This window comes from Nannocystis punicea (genome assembly GCF_026965555.1).
Classification (GTDB): Bacteria; Myxococcota_A; Polyangia; order Nannocystales; family Nannocystaceae; genus Nannocystis; species Nannocystis punicea.
In genome coordinates this window covers 11,699,440-11,717,891 of the sequence record NZ_CP114040.1, presented here as the reverse complement: position 1 = coordinate 11,717,891, position 18,452 = coordinate 11,699,440, and the positions used below count along the sequence as shown (strand labels likewise).

At 70.7% G+C, this 18,452-nt stretch carries 11 protein-coding genes; 5 read left to right on the top strand and 6 right to left on the bottom strand.

Annotation, left to right across the window (positions count from 1 at the left end):
• Positions 1 to 391: 391 nt before the first annotated feature.
• Both O0S08_RS44940 and O0S08_RS44935 read left to right on the top strand, forming a co-directional pair.
• Entirely contained in the window at positions 392 to 2,662 is a 2,271-nt protein-coding gene (locus O0S08_RS44940) for an MYXO-CTERM sorting domain-containing protein (RefSeq protein WP_269035675.1), read from the top strand.
• A gap of 262 nt (positions 2,663 to 2,924) precedes the next feature.
• A complete protein-coding gene (locus tag O0S08_RS44935) occupies positions 2,925 to 5,372 on the top strand; it encodes a UvrD-helicase domain-containing protein (protein ID WP_269035674.1) in 2,448 nt (815 codons plus the stop codon).
• A gap of 97 nt (positions 5,373 to 5,469) precedes the next feature.
• Here O0S08_RS44935 and O0S08_RS44930 read toward each other — a convergent pair whose 3' ends face one another.
• Complete coding sequence (locus O0S08_RS44930; protein ID WP_269035672.1) at positions 5,470 to 6,636, bottom strand: isocitrate/isopropylmalate dehydrogenase family protein; 1,167 nt, start codon at positions 6,634 to 6,636, stop codon at positions 5,470 to 5,472.
• Positions 6,637 to 6,782: 146 nt separating this feature from the next.
• Here O0S08_RS44930 and O0S08_RS44925 point away from each other — a divergent pair, with 146 nt between their 5' ends.
• Entirely contained in the window at positions 6,783 to 9,383 is a 2,601-nt protein-coding gene (locus tag O0S08_RS44925) for a DUF5916 domain-containing protein (protein WP_269035671.1), read from the top strand.
• 149 nt (positions 9,384 to 9,532) lie between these two features.
• Here O0S08_RS44925 and O0S08_RS44920 read toward each other — a convergent pair whose 3' ends face one another.
• Together O0S08_RS44920 and O0S08_RS44915 are read right to left on the bottom strand one after the other, a co-directional pair.
• Positions 9,533 to 10,186, bottom strand: a complete 654-nt coding sequence (locus O0S08_RS44920) for a response regulator (protein WP_269035669.1) — start codon at positions 10,184 to 10,186, stop codon at positions 9,533 to 9,535.
• 805 nt (positions 10,187 to 10,991) lie between these two features.
• Positions 10,992 to 11,420 carry an HAD family hydrolase gene (locus O0S08_RS44915; RefSeq protein WP_269035668.1) on the bottom strand — a complete coding sequence of 143 codons (429 nt, stop codon included), beginning with the start codon at positions 11,418 to 11,420 and terminating at the stop codon, positions 10,992 to 10,994.
• 86 nt (positions 11,421 to 11,506) lie between these two features.
• Here O0S08_RS44915 and O0S08_RS44910 point away from each other — a divergent pair, with 86 nt between their 5' ends.
• Together O0S08_RS44910 and trxB are read left to right on the top strand one after the other, a co-directional pair.
• Positions 11,507 to 11,686: a zinc ribbon domain-containing protein gene (locus O0S08_RS44910; protein WP_096328459.1), complete on the top strand. Its 180-nt coding sequence runs from the start codon at positions 11,507 to 11,509 to the stop codon at positions 11,684 to 11,686.
• A 306-nt stretch (positions 11,687 to 11,992) separates the two neighbouring features.
• On the top strand, positions 11,993 to 12,925 hold the full coding sequence (gene trxB, locus O0S08_RS44905; RefSeq protein WP_269035667.1) for a thioredoxin-disulfide reductase: 933 nt from the start codon (positions 11,993 to 11,995) through the stop codon (positions 12,923 to 12,925).
• Between the two features lie 318 nt (positions 12,926 to 13,243).
• On the opposite strand, the gene O0S08_RS44900 is transcribed toward trxB, so the two are convergent.
• The 3 genes from O0S08_RS44900 to O0S08_RS44890 are packed head-to-tail and all read right to left on the bottom strand — an operon-like array spanning position 13,244 to position 18,409.
• On the bottom strand, positions 13,244 to 14,731 hold the full coding sequence (locus O0S08_RS44900) for a trypsin-like peptidase domain-containing protein (RefSeq protein WP_269035666.1): 1,488 nt from the start codon (positions 14,729 to 14,731) through the stop codon (positions 13,244 to 13,246).
• Positions 14,728 to 16,584 (bottom strand): ABC transporter ATP-binding protein, encoded by a 1,857-nt coding sequence (locus tag O0S08_RS44895; RefSeq protein ID WP_269035665.1) that lies wholly within the window; start codon positions 16,582 to 16,584, stop codon positions 14,728 to 14,730. Before O0S08_RS44895 ends, O0S08_RS44900 begins: the two co-directional genes overlap by 4 nt.
• A complete protein-coding gene (locus tag O0S08_RS44890) occupies positions 16,577 to 18,409 on the bottom strand; it encodes an ABC transporter ATP-binding protein (RefSeq protein ID WP_269035664.1) in 1,833 nt (610 codons plus the stop codon). Before O0S08_RS44890 ends, O0S08_RS44895 begins: the two co-directional genes overlap by 8 nt.
• Positions 18,410 to 18,452 lie beyond the last annotated feature (43 nt).

Genomic DNA, 18,452 nt, shown 5'->3' with positions numbered 1-18,452 from the left:
GTGGTCGAAGCGGACGGCCGTGTGCAGCCTGGCGCCAGCATCAGGGCCGCCGACAACATGAGCGTGGACGAGAACGGCGTGCGCACGAGCGACTCTTAGCGCCCTTTTGACCGTGATCTCGGACCTCGCGGCGCTGCCGCTTGCGTGCGTTGCTTCACGCATCATCGTCCAACTACTCGACCGAACCTGACGATTCATCGCGAACTCGACGGTGCTCGAGGCGCACCATACACCGCGGTGCAACCTTGGTTGCACGGCCGTCATCCCGTGTATTGACGCCCTCAGGGACTCTGGCGTACCGTGCCCCCCGCTGTCTCAAACCCGCGAAACGTTACGCGCACGCGCGTGGTGTGTCGGAACCGGTCACTAAGCCCCACAAGGATTACCAGCAATGAAGCGTCTCAGTCTGATTGGAAGTTGGAAGCGCCTCGGCGTGCAGGTCGGTCTTCTCGCCGGCGTCGGCATGGCCTTCATCGGCGGTTCGGAGCCGCCGCCTGCGGTCGCTGCGCCGACCTGCGTGATGGAGGACGAGTGCTCCTTCGTCAAGCCGCTGTTCCTGATCATCGCCGACTACTCGACGTCGATGAACACCATGTTCGACGCCAACCAGACCCGCTGGGAGGCGGCGGTCAGCGCGATCGTGGCGATGGTCGACGCCGACAACGGGTTCCTGCAGGGCAACGTCCTGCTCGGCCTGATGCGCTTCGGCCACGACCCCAACGTCGGCCAGATGGGGACGCTGATCCCCAACGACTCGTCGGGCATCACCGACGGTCAGAAGATCGACGTCGGCTTCTACGACGAGCAGGCGCCGGACAAGGCGTACTTCCACTGTAACGGCGAGGCGATCAAGACCGCCATCAGCTCCGTGGCCGCGCCGATCAACGGCAGCCTCACCGGCATCGGCACGTGGACCAAGGGCGCGCTGGACAAGGCCAAGGGCTACATCCAGCAGACCTGGGCCGACCACCCGAACGACAAGGCGCAGCGCAAGGGCGCGATCGTGGTGCTCACCGACGGCGAGTGGACCGACCCGTCGGGCACCCAGAAGCTGGCGCCGGCCAACCAGAACCCGTCGCTCACCGCCAAGGACCTGTTCGACAACAGCCAGGTCCCGACCTACGTCGTCGCCATCGGCGAGGCGATGGGCAAGATGTTCGCCGACGAGCTGGCGATGAACGGCGGCACCGGCACGGCGTACGACGCCTCCAACCCGCAGCAGCTGATCGACGCGCTCAAGATGGTCGTCCAGGCGATCATCAACGACGTCATCCAGCCGGTCTGCTCGCCCGGCCTCCCGCGCATCATGGTCCTCCTCGACGCCTCGTCGTCGATGCTCAACATCATGGGCGGCAACCAGGCCGGCATGATGGGCGAGACCGGCTGGGACGCGGCCCGCGAGGCGCTCGCCGGCGGCAACTCGCTGTTCGACCAGACGGTCTTCGGCAACCAGAAGGTCGAGAACCTGGTGCACCTCGGCCTCGCGGTGTTCGGCTACAACCAGCCGGCGCCGGGCGAGCAGAAGCTGCTCGTCGACTACGGCCCGTGCATGAAGGACAACTTCAACTGGGCCCTCGACCCGAACACCTCGTGCGAGGCGCCGGGTTGCACCGACCCGTGGGGCGGTCCGCCGATCTCGTGGACGTTCAAGGACGGCTCGATGGTCGACCCGCCGGGCTTCGACGCCAAGACCCTCAGCCACATGCCGAAGTGCGACTTCGCCAACCAGCAGCCGAACGCGTGCGTCGGCTCGGGCACGTACACGCACCTCGGCCTCCAGCTGGTCCAGCAGAACATCACGGACTACAAGGCCGCTTGTGCCAACCCGATGTTCCCGTACCCGTGTGACGCCAACACGAAGTTCATCAACATCCTGGTGACGGACGGCGACTACCAGTCGACCGACGCGCAGGTGCAGCAGCCGCTGCAGGCGATGTTCAACGCGGGCGTCACGACCTACGTGATCGGCTTCGGCGAGCTCGTCAACACGCCGCTGTCGATGACGAAGCTGAACAACATGGCGAAGTGGGGCTCGGGCGACGCCGAGATGTACTACGACGCCAACAACCAGGCGGCCCTCGAGGCGGCGCTGGCCGCCATCATCGAGCAGGTCTCGTTCGACCCGTGCTGCGGCTTCGTCAACTGCGCGCTCAACCCCGAGCCCGACACCAACGAGCCCGACCCGCTGCCCCCGGAGACCACCTCCACCACCAGCGAGTCGGAGTCCGACACCGACACGGCGACGGACACCGAGACGACGACCGACGGCGCGAGCGCGACGGACACCGAGACGACGACCGACGGCCCCGGCACCACGACCGAGACCACCAACCCCGGGACCTCGGCCGGGCCGACCACGGACACGCCGACGACCACGGACACGCCGACGACCTCGGAGGGCACCAGCGACTCGCAGGGCAGCACCAGCGAGCCGACCACGGGCAACCCCAACCCGACGAACGGCAACATCACCGCCACCGAGGGCGACACCGAGGGCGAGACCGAGAGCCCGGACACCGCGACCGACAGCGGCACCGGCACCGACAGCGCCGATGGTTGCGGATGCAAGGTCGACGACACCGAGGGTCAGACCCGCGGTCTGCTCGCCTCGCTCCTCACCTTCGGCCTGGCGGGCTTCATCCGCCGGCGCCGCCGCGCCTGAGCGGACGACACGGGCCCTCGAGGTCCGTGAGCGGCCGAGCCGCACGCGGGGCCGCCTCCGGTTTCGGAGGCGGCCTCCGCCATTTTTTGTCGTGCATTCCGATCGCCGCGGGTCGCCCGAGGCCGCGTCGGGGTCGGCCCTTTTGCCGCAAGAGGCGGCGGAGCGGCCCGTCGCGGCGAAATGACGAATGTATGGGTCGCCTCACACCGAGGCGTCCTCGGCTACTGGCCGGCTAGCGGCCCTTTTGCTATGCACACCGATCGTGTCGCAGGAGCACCAGGACCCCGACCTCAACGCGCTGTCCTCCGAGGGCGGCCGGATCGTCGCCGAAGAGCTCGACATCTTGCGGCGGATCCAGGAGCGCCTCGATCGCGAGGCCCAGAACGCGCCCGGGCAGATCGAGGACCTCGACGCCCAGCTCATCGAGCTGCGCGACGCCCTGGCCGAAGCCAAGGAGGAGGACCAGGCCTCGCTGGTCGAGCAGATGCATCAGGTGGCGGCCCTGAGCCGCACCCGCGGGCAGGGCCGTGACGCCCCGGTCGATCCGAAGAACCCGTACTTCGGCCACCTCCGCCTGCGCGAGGCCAAGTCGTCGCGCCAGCGCGACGTCCTGGTCGGCAAGCGCACCCTCCTCGACGACGGCGACGGCCTGTCGATCGTCGACTGGCGCAACGCCCCGGTCTCGCGCCTCTACTACCGCTACGAGGAGGACGACGAGTACGAGGAGGAGTTCGACGCCCGCTCGCTCGAGGGCACCGTGATGGTGCGTCGCTCGGTCGCGGTGATGGAGGCCAGCCTGCGCCGCGTGTCGGCCCCTCAGGGCACCTTCGTCAGCGACCGCCGCGGCCGCTGGCGCGACGCTGTCGGCGCCGCCAAGCCCTCGCTCGAGGGCGGGGTGGGCACCGCGGTGCGCGTGCCGCAGGGCCAGCTCGGCGTCCACGACGAGGACGACCAGCCGCGCGCCGACAAGCACCTGCAGGAGATCACGGCGCTCATCGACAAGGAGCAGTTCAACCTGATCACGCAGCCCGAGTCGGGCATCGTGCTGATCCAGGGCGGCGCCGGCTCGGGCAAGACGACGGTGGCGCTGCACCGCGTGGCCTACCTCGCCTATCAGGACCGCCGCCGGTTCGCGCCGGGCAAGATGCTCATCATGGTCTTCAACGAGGCCCTGGTCGAGTACATCCGCCACGTGCTGCCGTCGCTCGGCATCGACGGCGTGCCGGTCACGACCTACCGCAAGTGGAGCACCCAGCTGCTGCGCAAGCTGAAGCTGCGGATCCCCATCAGCCACGTCGACGGGGTCCCCGACGCCGTCAGCCGGTTCAAGAAGCACCCGGTCGTGCTGCGCATGATCGACGACCGCATCGGCTGGCAGCTCGAGGAGGCCGAGGAGCTGCTCAAGAAGCGGCTCGGCGAGCGCGCCGGCGCCGACGCGGCGCTGGCGGTGTGGCACCGCAACGTCGACCTCCCGCCGGTCGTCCGCGCCGAGCGCACGCTCGACCAGATCAAGGCCGACGTGAACATCCCCGGGGCCACGCGCGCCGCCGCCGAGACCGCGCTGCGGACCATCCGCGACGACCTGCGCGACGTCTGCGACGACTGGCTCGAGCTCATGACCGACGGCGAGGCCCTGCGGACCGCGCTGCGGGAGTACGCCCCCGGCGCCTTCTCCGACGCCGACACCGCGTCGATCGTCCGCTGGTGCGCCGCCAAGGCCGAGCTCGACGAGGAACCCGAGCCCGAGGAGGAGCGCGACGAGGAGGAGGCCGAGGAGCGCGGCGAGCCCGGCATCGACGCCGAGCCCGCGCCGCCCAGGGGCGAGGCCGACGACGGCGAGGACGGCGAGGGCGAGGCGTCGCCGCCGCCGCGCGTGCGGATGGGCCACCACACCGTCGGCCTCGACCCCGAGGACGACGCGATCCTGCTGCGCCTGCTGCAGCGCAAGTACGGCGGCCTGTTCCTCGGCGGCAAGCGCTTCGAGTACGAGCACATCGTCATCGACGAGGCCCAGGACCTGGCGCCGATCGAGGTGCGGGTGCTGCTCGACTGCGCGACCGACGGCCAGAGCGTGACCATCGCCGGCGACAAGGCGCAGAAGATGATCTTCGACAACGGCTTCGTCGACTGGCCGCAGCTGCTCGGCGACGCCGGCCTGCCGCACGTGGCGATCCAGCCGCTCAAGATCACCTACCGCTCGACGCGCCAGGTGATGGAGCTGTCGCGCTTCGTGCTCGGCCCGCTGCACAGCCCGGAGGACGCGCTGATCGCCCGCGAGGGCGCGCCGGTCGGCTACTACCAGTTCGGCGACACCGGCGAGGCGGTCGCGTTCCTGGCCGAGGCCCTGCGCGCGCTGATGCAGCGCGAGCCGACCGCCAGCTGCGCGCTGGTCACCCGCTACCCCCAGCAGGCCGACGTGTACCACGACGCCCTGCGGATCGCCGAGGTGCCCAAGCTGCGCCGCGTCGGCCGCCAGGACTTCAGCTTCACCCCCGGCATCGACGTCACCGACGTCCGCCAGGTCAAGGGCCTCGAGTTCGACTACGTCGTCATCCTCGACCCGACGATCCAGAACTACCCGGAGGTGGTCGAGTCGCGCCACCTCATGCACATCGCGGCCACCCGCGCGGCCCACCAGCTGTGGCTGGTCTGCTCCGGCCCGCCGAGCAGGCTCATCCCCGAGGACCTGATCGTCGCCAGCCTCGAGTAGCGGCGACGGCCCCGACAAAAAGGGACATGCTCCGAGGAGCATGTCCCTTTTCGCATGTCCAGCGGGACATGCCCCGAGAGGCATGTCCCCGTCGCGCTCAGCCGGCGGCCTGCGCCAGCTTCTGCAGCGCGAGGTCGGCGATGGCCTGGCCGACCTCGGAGCAGCGGGCCGCCTTGGCCTCGCCGACGAGGTCGTAGGTGAGGGGGTGGCCGGTGCTGAGCACGTCGACGACCGCGGCCTCGATGGCGGCGGCGGCGCGGATCAAGCGGTCGTCGTTCTTGCGCTCGCCGAGCCAGTCGAGGCCCTCCTTGACGGCGAGGATCATGGCGATCGGGTTGACCTTGTCCTTGCCGGCGTGCTTGGGCGCGCTGCCGTGGATCGGCTCGAACATGCCGTGGTCGTGGCCGACGTTGGCGCCGACGGCCATGCCCATGCCGCCCTGCAGCACCGAGGCCAGGTCGGTGACGATGTCGCCGAACATGTTGGTGGTGACGACCACGTCGTAGTACTCGGGCTGGCCGATCAGCCACTGCGTGAAGGCGTCGACGATCGCCGAGTCCTTCTCGATCTGCGGGTACTCCTCGCCGACCTGCTGGAACACCTCGGCGAACAGGCGGCAGCCGTGCAGGACGTTGTCCTTGACGACCGCGGTGACGCGCAGCTTGCCGTCCTTCGGCGCGCCCTTGTTGCGCTTCTTGCACAGCTCGAAGGCCTTGCGGATCACCTGCTCGCTGGCGCGGCGCGTGATCACGCGGGTGTCGATCGCCAGCTCGGTGGTGCCGCCGGGGGCGAGCTTGCCGCCGACCTGCGAGTACAGGCCCTCGGTGTTCTCGCGGATGATCACCATGTCGACCTGGCCCGGCTGCCACACCAGCTTGTTGGCGCCGTGGATCCGGTGCTGCACGCCCTCGTACAGCTTGACCGGGCGGACGTTGGCGAACAGGTTGAGGCGGAGCCGGTTGCCGATCACGGGCGAGTAGCCCGCCATCTTGCCGTCCTTCATCAGCACCGGGCCCGGGCCGGTGGGCGACGGCCAGCCGACCGCGCCGAGCAGGATCAGGTCGGCCGCGTCGCAGCGCGCCTCGGCCCCCTCCGGCCAGTCGCGGCTTCCGTGCTCGAGATAGAACTGCCCGCCGCACGGGATGTCCTCGACCTCCCACGCGACATCCAGGACCTTGGACAGCGCCGACAGCACGCGCAGTCCTTCGCGCATCACTTCCGGTCCGGTCCCGTCCCCGCCAAGGGTCACCAGCTTGTACGCCATGGCTCGGGTGTACACGCGCGCCATGGCGTGCGACCCATCGGGCCGCGCGCGGCGCCGGTGTGGATCCTCACCCAATTCGCGCGCAGGACGCGGTATACATGCACCACCGGCCGCGAACCTGTGCGCGGCCGCTCTGGGATCTCGACGTGCTCGCGCAGCTCCTGCCTGTCTGGGTCCTGGTGGCGTGGGGTCTGTCCGCACGGGCCTTCGCCCCCGCGCCGGCCGCGGACTCCGCCGACCCGCCGGCCAAGGCCGGGCCCGCCGTCGACAAGCTCGCGCCCGGCGCGGCCGCCCCGTTGCCGCAGCCGCCGCCGCCGAAAGCACCTGGCGTTCAGGACATGTCCCAAACGCCATTGTGGGTGCGACCGAGCAGCGCCCCGCCGCTGCGGCCGGTGGTCGGCAAGGCGCGGGTGCGCGACTTCAAGTTGAGGTCGACGCGCATCGACGACGGCGCGATCGACATCGACGGCCGGCCGACCGAGGCGGCGTGGCTGGTGGTGCCGCTGCTCCCCGACCTGGTCCAGTCGGAGCCGCGCTACGGCTACGCGCCGACCCATGAGACGCAGGTGCGGATCGCCTACGGCAGCAAGGGCATCTACGTCGCCTTCGACTGCAAGGACGACCCGAAGCACGTGCGCGCCGGCGTGTTCCGCAAGGACCAGCTCGGCCCGTCCGACATCGTCTGGCTCGAGCTCGACCCCAACAACAACGACACCACCGGCTACTCGTTCGCGCTCAACGCCTCCGGCTCGCAGGAGGACTCGCAGCTGTTCCGCGACGACTCCGAGGAGTTCCTGTGGGACGGCGTGTGGAAGGGCGCGGCCAAGCTGACCGACACCGGTTGGTCGGCCGAGATGTTCATCCCGTGGTCGACGATCCGCTTCACCGCGCGCGACGAGTACACCTTCGGCGTCAACGTCGGCCGGTGGATCAACCACGACGGCGAGACGCAGCTCCTCTCGCCCACGCCGCAGGGTCTGCCCGGGCGCATCAGCTGGGCGCTCGACTACACCGGCGTCAAGGACATCCAGCCCGGCCTCAACCTCGAGCTGCGGCCGTTCTTCTCGCTGCGCGGCGTGCCGCGGCGCGGCGACGACAGCCTCGACCGCTCGTTCCCGTTCCTGCCCAACGGCGGCTTCGACCTCAAGTACGGCCTGCGCGGCAACCTGACGCTCGACCTCGCGGTGAACCCCGACTTCGGCCAGGCCGAGGTCGACCCGGCGGTGCTGAACCTCGGGCCGTTCGAGGTCTACTTCCCCGAGCGGCGCACGTTCTTCCTCGAGTCGAAGGAGATCTTCGAGACCCGCTTCCAGCTGTTCTATTCCCGCCGGGTCGGGCGGATCCCGCGGGCCGAGCTGGCCGACCAGAAGCCGCGCGGGGAGGAGGAGGGCGAGATCGTCGCGCTCGACCCGCTGACGCGGATCTTCGGCGCCCTGCGGGTCACCGGCCAGGTCAAGCCGGGCTGGAGCCTCGGCGTGCTGACGGCCAACACCGGCGCGAGCTTCGGCGTCGAGCGCTTCTCCGACGGCTTCGAGCGGCGGGTGACGGTCGACCCGATCAGCGAGTACTCGGTGGTCCGCGTGCGCCGCGAGTTCGACGGTCAGACCAGCATCGGCGCGCTGGTCACCGGGGTGGTGCGCGGCGGCGGCGAGCCGTCGGCCTTCACCGGCGGCTTCGACTACCGGATCCGCTTCCGCGAGCGCTGGCGGCACTCGGCCCAGATCATCGGCACCCACAACGGCCGCCGCGAGGGCATGGGCGCGGTGGCCGACATCAACCGCACCAGCAAGAACCTGTCGATGGGGGCGGTGTTCGAGACCCTCACGCCGCACGCCGACTTCAACGACCTCGGCTTCATGCGCTTCAACAACTACATCGACGGCAAGGCCAACGTCGGTGTGTTCAACGCCCAGCCGGTCGGCAACGTGCGGCGCATGGCGGCGACGCTGTCGTCGCAGGTGGCGTCGTCGTACCAGGGCTACCTGCTGCAGAAGCAGCTGCACCTCGACCTCAGCCTGACCACGCTGAAGCTGTGGGGCACCTCGCTGTGGGCGGGCGGGCACCTGCCGCAGTACGACCTGTTCGAGACGCGCGGCGGGATCCCCTACCTCGTCCCGTTCCACTGGTGGATCGGCGGCACCTCCTCGAGCCCCGACAACAAGAAGATCGTCGGCGTGTTCAACTGGGCCTACGGCGAGCAGAACGGCCGCCCCGGGCCCGACTACGGCCTCGAGGTCCGCCTGCGCCCCGTGCCTCGCCTGGAGCTCACCCTCCGCGGCGACCTCAACCTCAGCTTCGGCCGCCCGCGCTGGACCACCACCAACGACCTCGACGAGGCCGTGTTCGGCCGCGCCTACGTCACCCAGTACATCGGCGTGCTGCGCGGCACTCTCGGCATCCTGCCCAACCTGACGCTGCAGACCTTCAACCAGCTGTACTTCCTCTCGGCCCGCCACACCGACTTCTTCATCCTCGAGCGGCCCGGCACCCTGGTCCCGACCAACCCCGCGCCCTACGCCGGCGAGGTCGACCAGGGCCTCACCAGCTTCATCTCCAACTCGATCCTCCGCTGGGAGTACCGCCCCGGCAGCTTCCTGTTCTTCGTCTACACCCACCGCACGGTGCTGAGCGACTTCAGCCCCCGCTTCAGCTACCGGCCGATCGGCGGCTTCGCCAACCTCGTCGCGCCGGGCGTGGCCAACGAAGACATCCTGTTCCTCAAGCTGCAGCACATGTTCGGGCTGTAGCGTTCGCGGCGGCTCTTCGGGGCATGCCCCGAGGGCCATGTCCATTGGGGCATGTCCGAGAGCGCATGGGAAGGTCGGCGCGTCGTCGGCCTTGCGCTGACTGCGCCGGCCGATCGCTAATGCAGCTTTAATGAAGACCCGGCGGGGGACTACGGGTCGGGGGAGACCAGGCCCGCGCGCACGGCGTAGCGCACGAGGCCGGCCAGGTGGTGGACGTCGAGCTTGGCCATGATCCGGCCCCGGTGCCCCTCGACGGTCTTCATGCTCAGGCCGAGGTCGCGGGCGATCTGGTTGCTCGACTGGCCCTGGGCGACGAGCCGCAAGATCTCCGACTCCCGGTTCGTCAGCGCGTCGGCGGGGTGGCTCTCGCGCCGGCGAGAGTCGACCAGCACGAGCTTGGCGATCGCCGGGCTGAAGAACGCGCCGCCCCGCGCCACCGCCGCGATCGCGGCCTGCAGTTCGCTGAAGGCCGTGCCCTTCAGGAGATAGCCGCTGGCGCCGGCGCGGATCGCCGGGCGCACGTACTCCTCGCCCGAGTACATCGACAGCACGAGGACCTGGGTGCCCGGGAAGTCGCGGCAGATCGCGCGGGTGGCGTCGATGCCGTTCATCCCCGGCATGCCCAGGTCCATGAGCACCACGTCGGGTCGAAGGCGCGCCACCGCCTCCAGCGCGGCCCGGCCGTCAGCGACGTCGGCGACGACGTCGATGTCGGCCTGCTCGGAGAGCAGCATGCGGATGCCTTCCCGGACGATCGCGTGATCGTCCGCAATCACGAGCCGGACAACCTGCTTCTGTTCCACGCCAGGACCCTAGCACGCGAGGCCCCGCGGGTCGCACAGCGGCCTGCCCGCCGGGTGAAGCCGGGTTCATGACATGCTCGCAAGGGCTAAATTTTTAAAAAAGAGAAATTGATGCAGGCGGACCTGCGCGGTCGCTCGAGGGCGCGATGTTATATGTCCTTTTGGACATGTATGAAGGAGCATGTTTTCCTCGGCGAAGTGATCGCGCGGGCGGGAGATGTCGCGGCCTCTCGCGGACATCACGAACGGGACAGGCGAGGCCAGCCTTCCCCGATCTCGAGTGCCGCTGCCGCGGGTCGCGGAGGTCGACCTGCCGCGAGGGGGCGGTGTCAGGATCGCGTACGTCGCAACCTGGCGAAGCGACGAGCGAGCCGACCGCCGCGAGAAGTCGCGTCGCGGTCGCGCAGACGCTGTGCAGTCGCAGGTTGCGAGGCGACGCAGGGTCGACCGCCGCGAGTCGCGTCGTACTCGCGCTGACGCGTCGCACGGATCGCTGCCTCGCGAGGGAGACGCGGAGGTCGGGCGTGGCGAAGAGGCGCCTCGCGGTCGGGTCTCCGCGTCCATCCGAGCAACTCGGCCAGTAGACCCGGAGATCGATCGCCCCAACGTGGTCGCGCTCCTGCATCGCGCGGGTCGCAGGCGGACCCGGCTCGAACGCCGCAAGTCGGCTGCGGCCGCGCGTGGGGCCAGGTCGGCCGTCGCAGCCAGGCTCTCGCGTCCGGCCTGCCGCGGCCTCGCGGGGCCAGCGAAGGCCACGAGGGTCGTCGAGGCGGACGCACGCCGCGTGCGCCGGGCCGGGCTCTTCTCAGCCGCGGGCGAGCTTGCGCAGCATCGCCTGCACCTCGTCGCGGACCTCGCCGAGGCGCTGCGAGCGGTACACGCCGTAGGCGCTGCCGAGGACCGGGCCGGTGATCAGGCCGACGACGGGCAGGACCGAGGCGGCGAGGCCGAGCTTGGCGCCGCTGATCATGGCGCCGCCGGGGGTGAGGCGCTCGTGGAGGGCCAGCAGCTCGTCGGCGAGCTTCTGCCGCTCGTCCGCGTCGAGCTCGCTCAGGCGGGCCGAGCGCTCGCGCAGCGACTGCAGCTCGTGCTCGAGCGCCGCGTCGCTGAACGGGGCCACGTCGACGATCTGCTTCAGGCGCTCGCCCTGGGCCTTGGCCCAGCCTTTGGGGTCGCTGCGGATCTGGTCGGTCTGCTGCTTGGCCCAGTCTTTCGCCTGGTCGCGGATGGACATCGCGCGCCAGCATAGCAGAGGTCGCGGCGGACGCCCGACTGGCCCGGTCGCCGGACCGGCCGCGCGGCCCGTGCTATGCGACAGGCATGGACGACGTCGCCCAGGTCCAGTGCCCCTATTGCTTCGAGGTGGTCGAGATCGTGGTCGACCCGGCCACCCGCGGTGAGCTGATCCAGGACTGCGAGGTCTGCTGCCGTCCGTGGCGCCTGCTGGTCCGCCGCCGCCGCGACGGCTCGCCGCTGGTCACCGTCGAGCGGGCGCAGTGAGCCGGTCGGGTCGTCGTTCTGCCGGCGGGCGAACCCAGGACATGTCCTTCGGGTCATGTCCTCGGTCCGTCGGGCGCGGCGAGACGGCGTCCCCTGCGTCGCGTCCGGAGGTGGCGGCGCCGGCGATCTGCCGCCGTGATCGTCCGCGGGGCGGGGCCGACGTCGAGGTGTCCCCGAAGGTGCGTCCGGCTGCGTCGATACGGCGCGCAGGCGGCGGATCGGGGCCGCGGGCGTGATGTCCCTCAGGGGCCGGCCCGGCTGGGGCGGCGTCATGCGGCCCGGCCAGTCCAGCTATCCTCCAGCCTCATGCCGACGCACAGCAGAGTCCTCATCCTCGGTTCGGGCCCCGCGGGCTACACCGCCGCGATCTACGCCGCGCGCGCGAGCCTGGAGCCCGTGATGGTCGCCGGCCCCGAGCCGGGCGGCCAGCTCACCACGACCACCGAGGTCGAGAACTATCCCGGCTTCCCGAAGGGCATCACCGGCCCGGACATGATGGAGGAGTTCCGCCAGCAGGCCGAGCGCTTCGGCACCCAGCTCCACTACGACATGGGCGTGCGCGTCGACCTGTCGCGGCGGCCCTTCGTGGTCGAGGGCGAGGCCGACACGTACCACGGCGACGCGCTCATCATCGCCACCGGCGCCTCGGCCAAGTGGCTCGGCCTGCCCAACGAGCAGCGGCTGCGCATGTCCGGCGGCGGCGTGACGGCCTGCGCGACCTGTGACGGCGCCTTCTATCGCAACCAGGACGTCGCGGTGATCGGCGGCGGCGACACGGCGATGGAGGAGGCCACCTTCCTCACCCGCATGTGCCGCAGCGTGCACCTCATCCACCGCCGCGACACCTTCCGCGCCAGCAAGATCATGCAGACGCGGGCGATCGAGAACCCGAAGATCACGGTGCACTACAACACCGAGGTCAGCGACGTCCTCGGCGGCGACCGGGTCGTCGGCCTGGCCCTGCGCGACACCGTGAACGGGGCCACACGCGAGCTGCCGGTGACCGGCCTGTTCCTCGCCATCGGCCACCAGCCGAACAGCGAGATCTTCAAGGGCCAGCTCGACATGGACGAGACCGGCTACCTCAAGGTCCGCCCCGGCTCGACGTACACCAACGTCCCCGGCGTGTTCGCCTGCGGCGACGTGGCCGACAAGGTCTACCGCCAGGCGGTCAGCGCCGCCGGCACCGGCTGCATGGCGGCGATCGACGCCGAGCGCTGGCTCGCCGAGCACCTGTAGCGGCGCGCGCCCGCAGGCGCAGCAGGAGACGGGCGCAGCGCGCGGAGCGGCGCGGGCGCTCGTCTCGTCGCGAGGGGATTGGGCTCAACGGGCAGGTCGCGGCGACGCTTCCTGGCGAGAGACGCAGCGAAGAGCGCGACATGGTTCGAGGGACAGATTGATGCTTCTTCGCCTGAGCTCGCGGAGCATGTAGCGAAGCTGCGTGGCGAGGATGACGCGAGCAGTGAGACCTATCTCAAGAGACAGGTCGTCGCGACGCGCGCGTGCGAGAGCCCGGGCGCCGCGGGGCGTCCGGGCTCGTGATTCACGGCGCTTCGCTCAGCGGCGCTCGATCATCGCCGAGTGGGTCGACCCGCCGCGCTGGACCTCGACGGCGACCTTGCCGTCGTCGCTCGCCAGCGCGCTGGCGACGTCGTTCACCTGCGACACCTTCTGGCCGTTGATGGACTGCAGCACGTCGCCCTCGCGCAGGCCGAGCTCGTCGGCGAGCGACCCGGGCATCACGCTGCGGACCGTCAGGCGCCCGTCCTTGGCCTCGACCTGGGCGCCGAGGCGGGGCTGGCCGTCGGGGAACAGCTTGCCGGGCTCGCCGTTCATGCGGCGGGCCGAGCGCTGCAGCTCCTCCTCGCTGGGCAGCTTGCCGATGGTGGCCTTGAGGTCGACCTGCTTGCCGCCGCGGTCGACCGACAGGATGACCTGAGAGCCAGGTTTGGTGTCGGCGATGCGGCCGCGGAGGTCGCTGAAGTTGACGACGTCGCGGCCGTTGATGGCGGTCACGCGGTCGCCCGCGCGCAGGCCCGCCTGCGCGGCCGGGGTGCCGGGCTGGACCGCGCCGACCACCGCGCCGGCCTCGGGCGCGCGGCCGACGGCAGGCTCGATCTCTCGGCCGGAGATCCCCAGCCAGCCGCGGACCACCTTGCCGCTGGCCTTGAGCTGCGGGATGACCGTCTTCGCCTGATCGATCGGGACCGCGAAGCCCAGGCCGCGGCCGATCCCGCCGACCGCGGTGTTGATGCCGACCACCTCGCCGGCCATGTTGAACAGCGGCCCGCCGCTGCTGCCCGGGGCGATCGAGGCGTCGGTCTGCAGGAAGTCGATGTAGCTGTTGGCGTAGAGGCCGAGGCTGCCGCGGCCCTTGGCCGAGACGATGCCGGCGGTGGCCGTCTGCTCGAGGCCCATCGGCGAGCCGATCGCCATCACCCAGTCGCCGACCGCCAGCGCGGTGCTGTTGCCGAGGGTCGCGGTCTTGAGCCCGCTCGCGCCCTCGAGCTGGACCAGCGCGATGTCGGTGTACGGGTCGGAGCCGAGCACCTTGCCCTTGTACATGCGGCCGTCGTGGAGCTTGACCTCGAGCCGCTCGGTGCCGTTCACCACGTGGTGGTTGGTGACCACCAGGCCGTCGGGCGTGAGCACGAAGCCCGAGCCGATGCCTTGCTGCGGCGGGGCCTCGGCGCCGGGGCCCATGTTGAACTGATCGATGAACGGCAGCATGCGCGGGTCGATGCCCTGCATGTCGAGCTGGGCGCGCTTGCCGTAGGCGCGGATGTTGACCACCGCGGGCGAGAGCTCCTTGACGAGCGGCGCCAGGCTGCGGCGCGGGTCGAAGTCGCCGCCGATCACCGGCGAGCCGCTGCCCTCGCGCCACAGGGTGCCGGCGGAGTTCGCGGCGACCTCGCCGGCCGCGTCGGCCTCGGCGTAGTTGGTGCCGAGTGCGACCGCTGCGCCGCCGATCGTCGTCAGGCCGAGGAAGGCGAGCAGCGCCTGCGGCGAACGGAGTCGTCGGGACCGGATCGTGGATGAGCTCATGCCCCGGGAACCGGGGGCTGGGCGCCGCTATTCCCGTCGTTCTCTGCCTCTTTGAAGCCCATGCGGTAGAGCTCGGCGTACACGCCGCCGCGCGCGAGCAGGGCCTCGTGCGGTCCCTGCTCGACGATCACGCCGTCTTGCAGCACGAGGATCTTGTCGGCCCGCCGGACAGTGCTTAAGCGGTGCGCGATCACCAGCACGCTGCGCCCGCGCAGCAGCCGCTCGATCGCCGCCTGCACCTTGTGCTCGGTCATGCTGTCGACGCTCGCAGTCGCCTCGTCGAGGATGAGCAGCGTCGGCTGACGCGCGGCCACCCGCGCGAACGCCAGCAGCTGCGCCTCGCCGGCCGACAGGTTGCGCCCGCGCTCGCCGACCACGAACGAGAGCCCGCCGCGCTCCTGCACGAAGTCCCACGCCTGCACCGTGCGCAGCGCGGCCTCGATGCGCGCGGGATCGTCGGCCAGCCCGGCCTCGCCGAGGCTGACGTTGAAGGCGACGTCGTCGTTGAACAGGAACACGTCCTGTTGGACCATGAGGACATGTCCCCGGAGACAGTCGGGGACGACGTCGCGGACCTGGACCGCCCCGGCCGGCGCCTGCAGGGCCACGCTGCCGCGGTAGCCGTCGTAGGTGCGGGTCAAGATCCGTCCGAGGCTGGTCTTGCCCGAGCCGGTGCGGCCGACCACCGCCACGACCTCGCCGGGGGCGATGTCGAAGTCGATGCCCTTGAGCACGTCGGCCGCGCCCTCGCGGTAGCCGAAGCGGAGGTCGCGGACCTGCAGCCCGCCGGTCCAGCCCTGCAGCGGGTCGGCGCCGGCGCCCAGGCGCGCCTCGGGCTGCTCGTCGAGGAGGCCGTAGATCCGCTCGAGCGAGGCGACCGCGCGCTGGATGGTGGCGAGCTTGGCCGAGAACTCGCGGATCGGGATGAACACCCGCTGCAGGTAGTCGATGAACGCGAACATCAGGCCGAGGGTCACGCCGCTGCGGGCGACGTCCTCGAACAGGTAGGGCGCGGCGAAGTAGATCAGCAGCGCCACGCACATCGCGCTGACGCCGTCCATCACCGAGTAGAGGCCGGCGTCGTACCAGTTGGCGGTCTTGACCGCGCGCAGGAAGCGGTCGCCGAGGCGCTCGAACTCCTGCACCGCCGCGCGCTCGCGGCCGAACAGCTGCAGCACCGTGACGCCCGCCAGCTGCTCCGCCAGGTACCCGCTCTGGACCGACTGCGCGCGCCGGATCTCGAGCTGCAGCGCCCGCAGGCGGGCCGAGAAGTGGACGACGATCACCCACAACAGCGGCGCGGCCGCCAGCGACACCAGAGTGAGGCGCCAGTCGAGCACGAACATCGCCACGAGGATCGACACGATCACCGCGACGTCGGTGAGGATCGTGAACACCCCGAAGGCGAGGGTCTCGCTCAGCGCCTCGATGTCGCTGGTGCTGCGCGCGAGCAGGTTGCCGATCGGCGTCTTGTCGTAGAAGCGGGCCGGGAGCCGGAGCACGTGGCCGAAGATCGAGCGGCGCAGGTCGGTGATCGTCGCGTGGCCGGCCCGCGACAGCGCGTAGTTCTGGACTGCGAAGGCGAGGAACTCGGCCATCACCGCGCCGAGGAACAGCATGCCGGTGACGCGCAGGCCGAGCAGGTCGCCGTGGGCGATGTCGGTGTCGACGGCCCCCTTGACCAGGAGCGGCCGCAGCGCCGACATCGCCGCGACCACCGGGATCATCCACAGGCCGAGCCACAGCCAGCGCTTGTGCGCCTGCGCGTACGGCCAGAACCGGCGCAGCGCGGCCCAGGTGCTGCCCTGCGGCGCGCCGTCCTGGCCCTTGGACCTGGTCTTCGGGTCAGCCATGGTGCGCGGCCTCCTGGTGGCGGTGCGTCTCGGCGTAGACGCCGTTCATAGCGAGCAGCTGGGCGTGCGTGCCGCGCTCGACGACCGCGCCGCGCTCGAGCACGAGGATCTCGTCGGCGTGCTCGAGCACGCTGGTGCGGTGCGACACGATCACGGTGGAGGGCGGCTGTTTCATCAGGCCGCTGCCGCCCTCGTCGTGGAGCCCGCGGATCGCCGCCACCAGCCGCACCTCGGTGCCCTGGTCGACCGCCGACAGCACGTCGTCGAGCAGCAACAGCCCCGGCCCGCGGTACAGCGCCCGCGCCAGCGCGGTCCGCTGGCGCTGCCCGCCCGACAGCATCACCCCGCGCTCGCCGACCACGGTCTCGAGGCCCTCGGGCAGCGAGCGCACGTCGTCGACCAGGCAGGCCGCGCGCAGCACCTGCTGCAGCCGCGGGTCCTCCGGCGCCTCGCCGCGCAGCTGCGACGACGAGGCCGAGCCGCCGCCGTCCTCGCCGCGCACGTGCCCGGTCCGCTCGCCGCGCAGGCGGATGTTGTCGCGCAGCGTGGTCGAGAACAGGAACGGGTCCTGCGGCACGACCGCGAGCTGGGCGCGGACCTGGTCCAAAGGCAAGGTAGTGACGTCCTTGTCGGCGACGAACACGGTGCCGGTCGGCGGGGTGTAGACGCGCGACAGCAGGTGGATCAGCGTCGACTTGCCGGCGCCGGTGCGGCCGAAGATCCCGAGCGTCTTGCCCGGCGCGAGCGCGAACGAGATGTCGCGCAGCGACGGCTCCTCCGCGCCCGGGTAGGCGAAGGTCAGGCCGCGCAGCTCGAGCGACGGCGGCGGGCCGGGCGGCAAGATGTCTGTCGGGACAGGTAGATCGTCGGGGGTGCGGACGACCTCGTCGATCCGCTTGATCGCCACGATCCCGCGCGACACCGAGGCCAGCACCCACGCGACCGCCATCAGCAGCGCGACCAGGCTGCCCAGCAGGGTGGTGAAGGTGACCAGGGCGCCGACCGGCAGCTCGCCGGCGATCACCCGCGCGCCGCCGACCCACAGCACGATCGCCGCCGCGACCTGGCCCGACAGGCCGAGCACCGGCATCGAGAACGCGCGCATCGACGACAGCCGCAGCTGCAGGTCGAGGTAGGTCTGGTTGCGCGTGTCGAAGTGGCGGAGGATCGCCGCCTCGGCCGCGTGCGCGCGGACGGTGCCGATGCCGGCGTACGACTCGAGCACGCGGTCGGACAGCCGCCCGAGCTCCTCGAACGACACGCGCATCATCGAGTAGAACCGGCGCACCACGGCGATGGTGTAGGCGCTGCCGGCGGCGATCGGCAGCAGGCACCACAGCGTCAGCCAGGCGTCGGTGAGCAGCATCTGCCCGAGGTGGAGCGGCACCGCGACGACGACGTTGCACACCTGCAGGCCGGCGAAGCCGATGAGCAGGCGGATCGACATCGTGTCGTTGGTCGCCATGCTGACCAGCTCGCCGATCTTGCGCTTGAGGAAGAACGGCCGCTGCAGGGCCAGCAGGTGGCTGAACAGGTCGACGCTGACCTGGTACTCGACCTCGCGCCCGGGGTTGAAGAACAGCACGCGCGACAGGGTGCGTACGACCACCACCGCGATCGCCCAGATCATCAGCTCGAGGGCGATGCCCTGGCCGACGGCGAGGGCGTCGGACTTGCCGCCGCCGAACGCATCGAGGGCGTTGCCGATGAGGGTGGGGATCCGCACCACCGCATAGTTGGTGGCGACCAACATCGCAAAGCCCAGCGCGTACTGCGGCAGGTTGCGCCGGACGTACCGGTGGAAGAAGCGGGCGGTGAGCGACACGACGGGCCGGGGGTGGGGGGCCTATAGCAGAAATCGACCCCCG

What these genes read in the sequence shown, in the direction of transcription:
- O0S08_RS44940 (WP_269035675.1), top strand. Translation starts at nt 392, where the DNA reads ATGAAGCGTCTCAGTCTGATTGGAAGTTGGAAGCGCCTCGGCGTGCAG.
- O0S08_RS44930 (WP_269035672.1), bottom strand. Translation starts at nt 6,636, where the DNA reads ATGGCGTACAAGCTGGTGACCCTTGGCGGGGACGGGACCGGACCGGAA.
- O0S08_RS44915 (WP_269035668.1), bottom strand. Translation starts at nt 11,420, where the DNA reads ATGTCCATCCGCGACCAGGCGAAAGACTGGGCCAAGCAGCAGACCGAC.
- O0S08_RS44910 (WP_096328459.1), top strand. Translation starts at nt 11,507, where the DNA reads ATGGACGACGTCGCCCAGGTCCAGTGCCCCTATTGCTTCGAGGTGGTC.
- trxB (WP_269035667.1), top strand. Translation starts at nt 11,993, where the DNA reads ATGCCGACGCACAGCAGAGTCCTCATCCTCGGTTCGGGCCCCGCGGGC.
- O0S08_RS44900 (WP_269035666.1), bottom strand. Translation starts at nt 14,731, where the DNA reads ATGAGCTCATCCACGATCCGGTCCCGACGACTCCGTTCGCCGCAGGCG.
- O0S08_RS44895 (WP_269035665.1), bottom strand. Translation starts at nt 16,584, where the DNA reads ATGGCTGACCCGAAGACCAGGTCCAAGGGCCAGGACGGCGCGCCGCAG.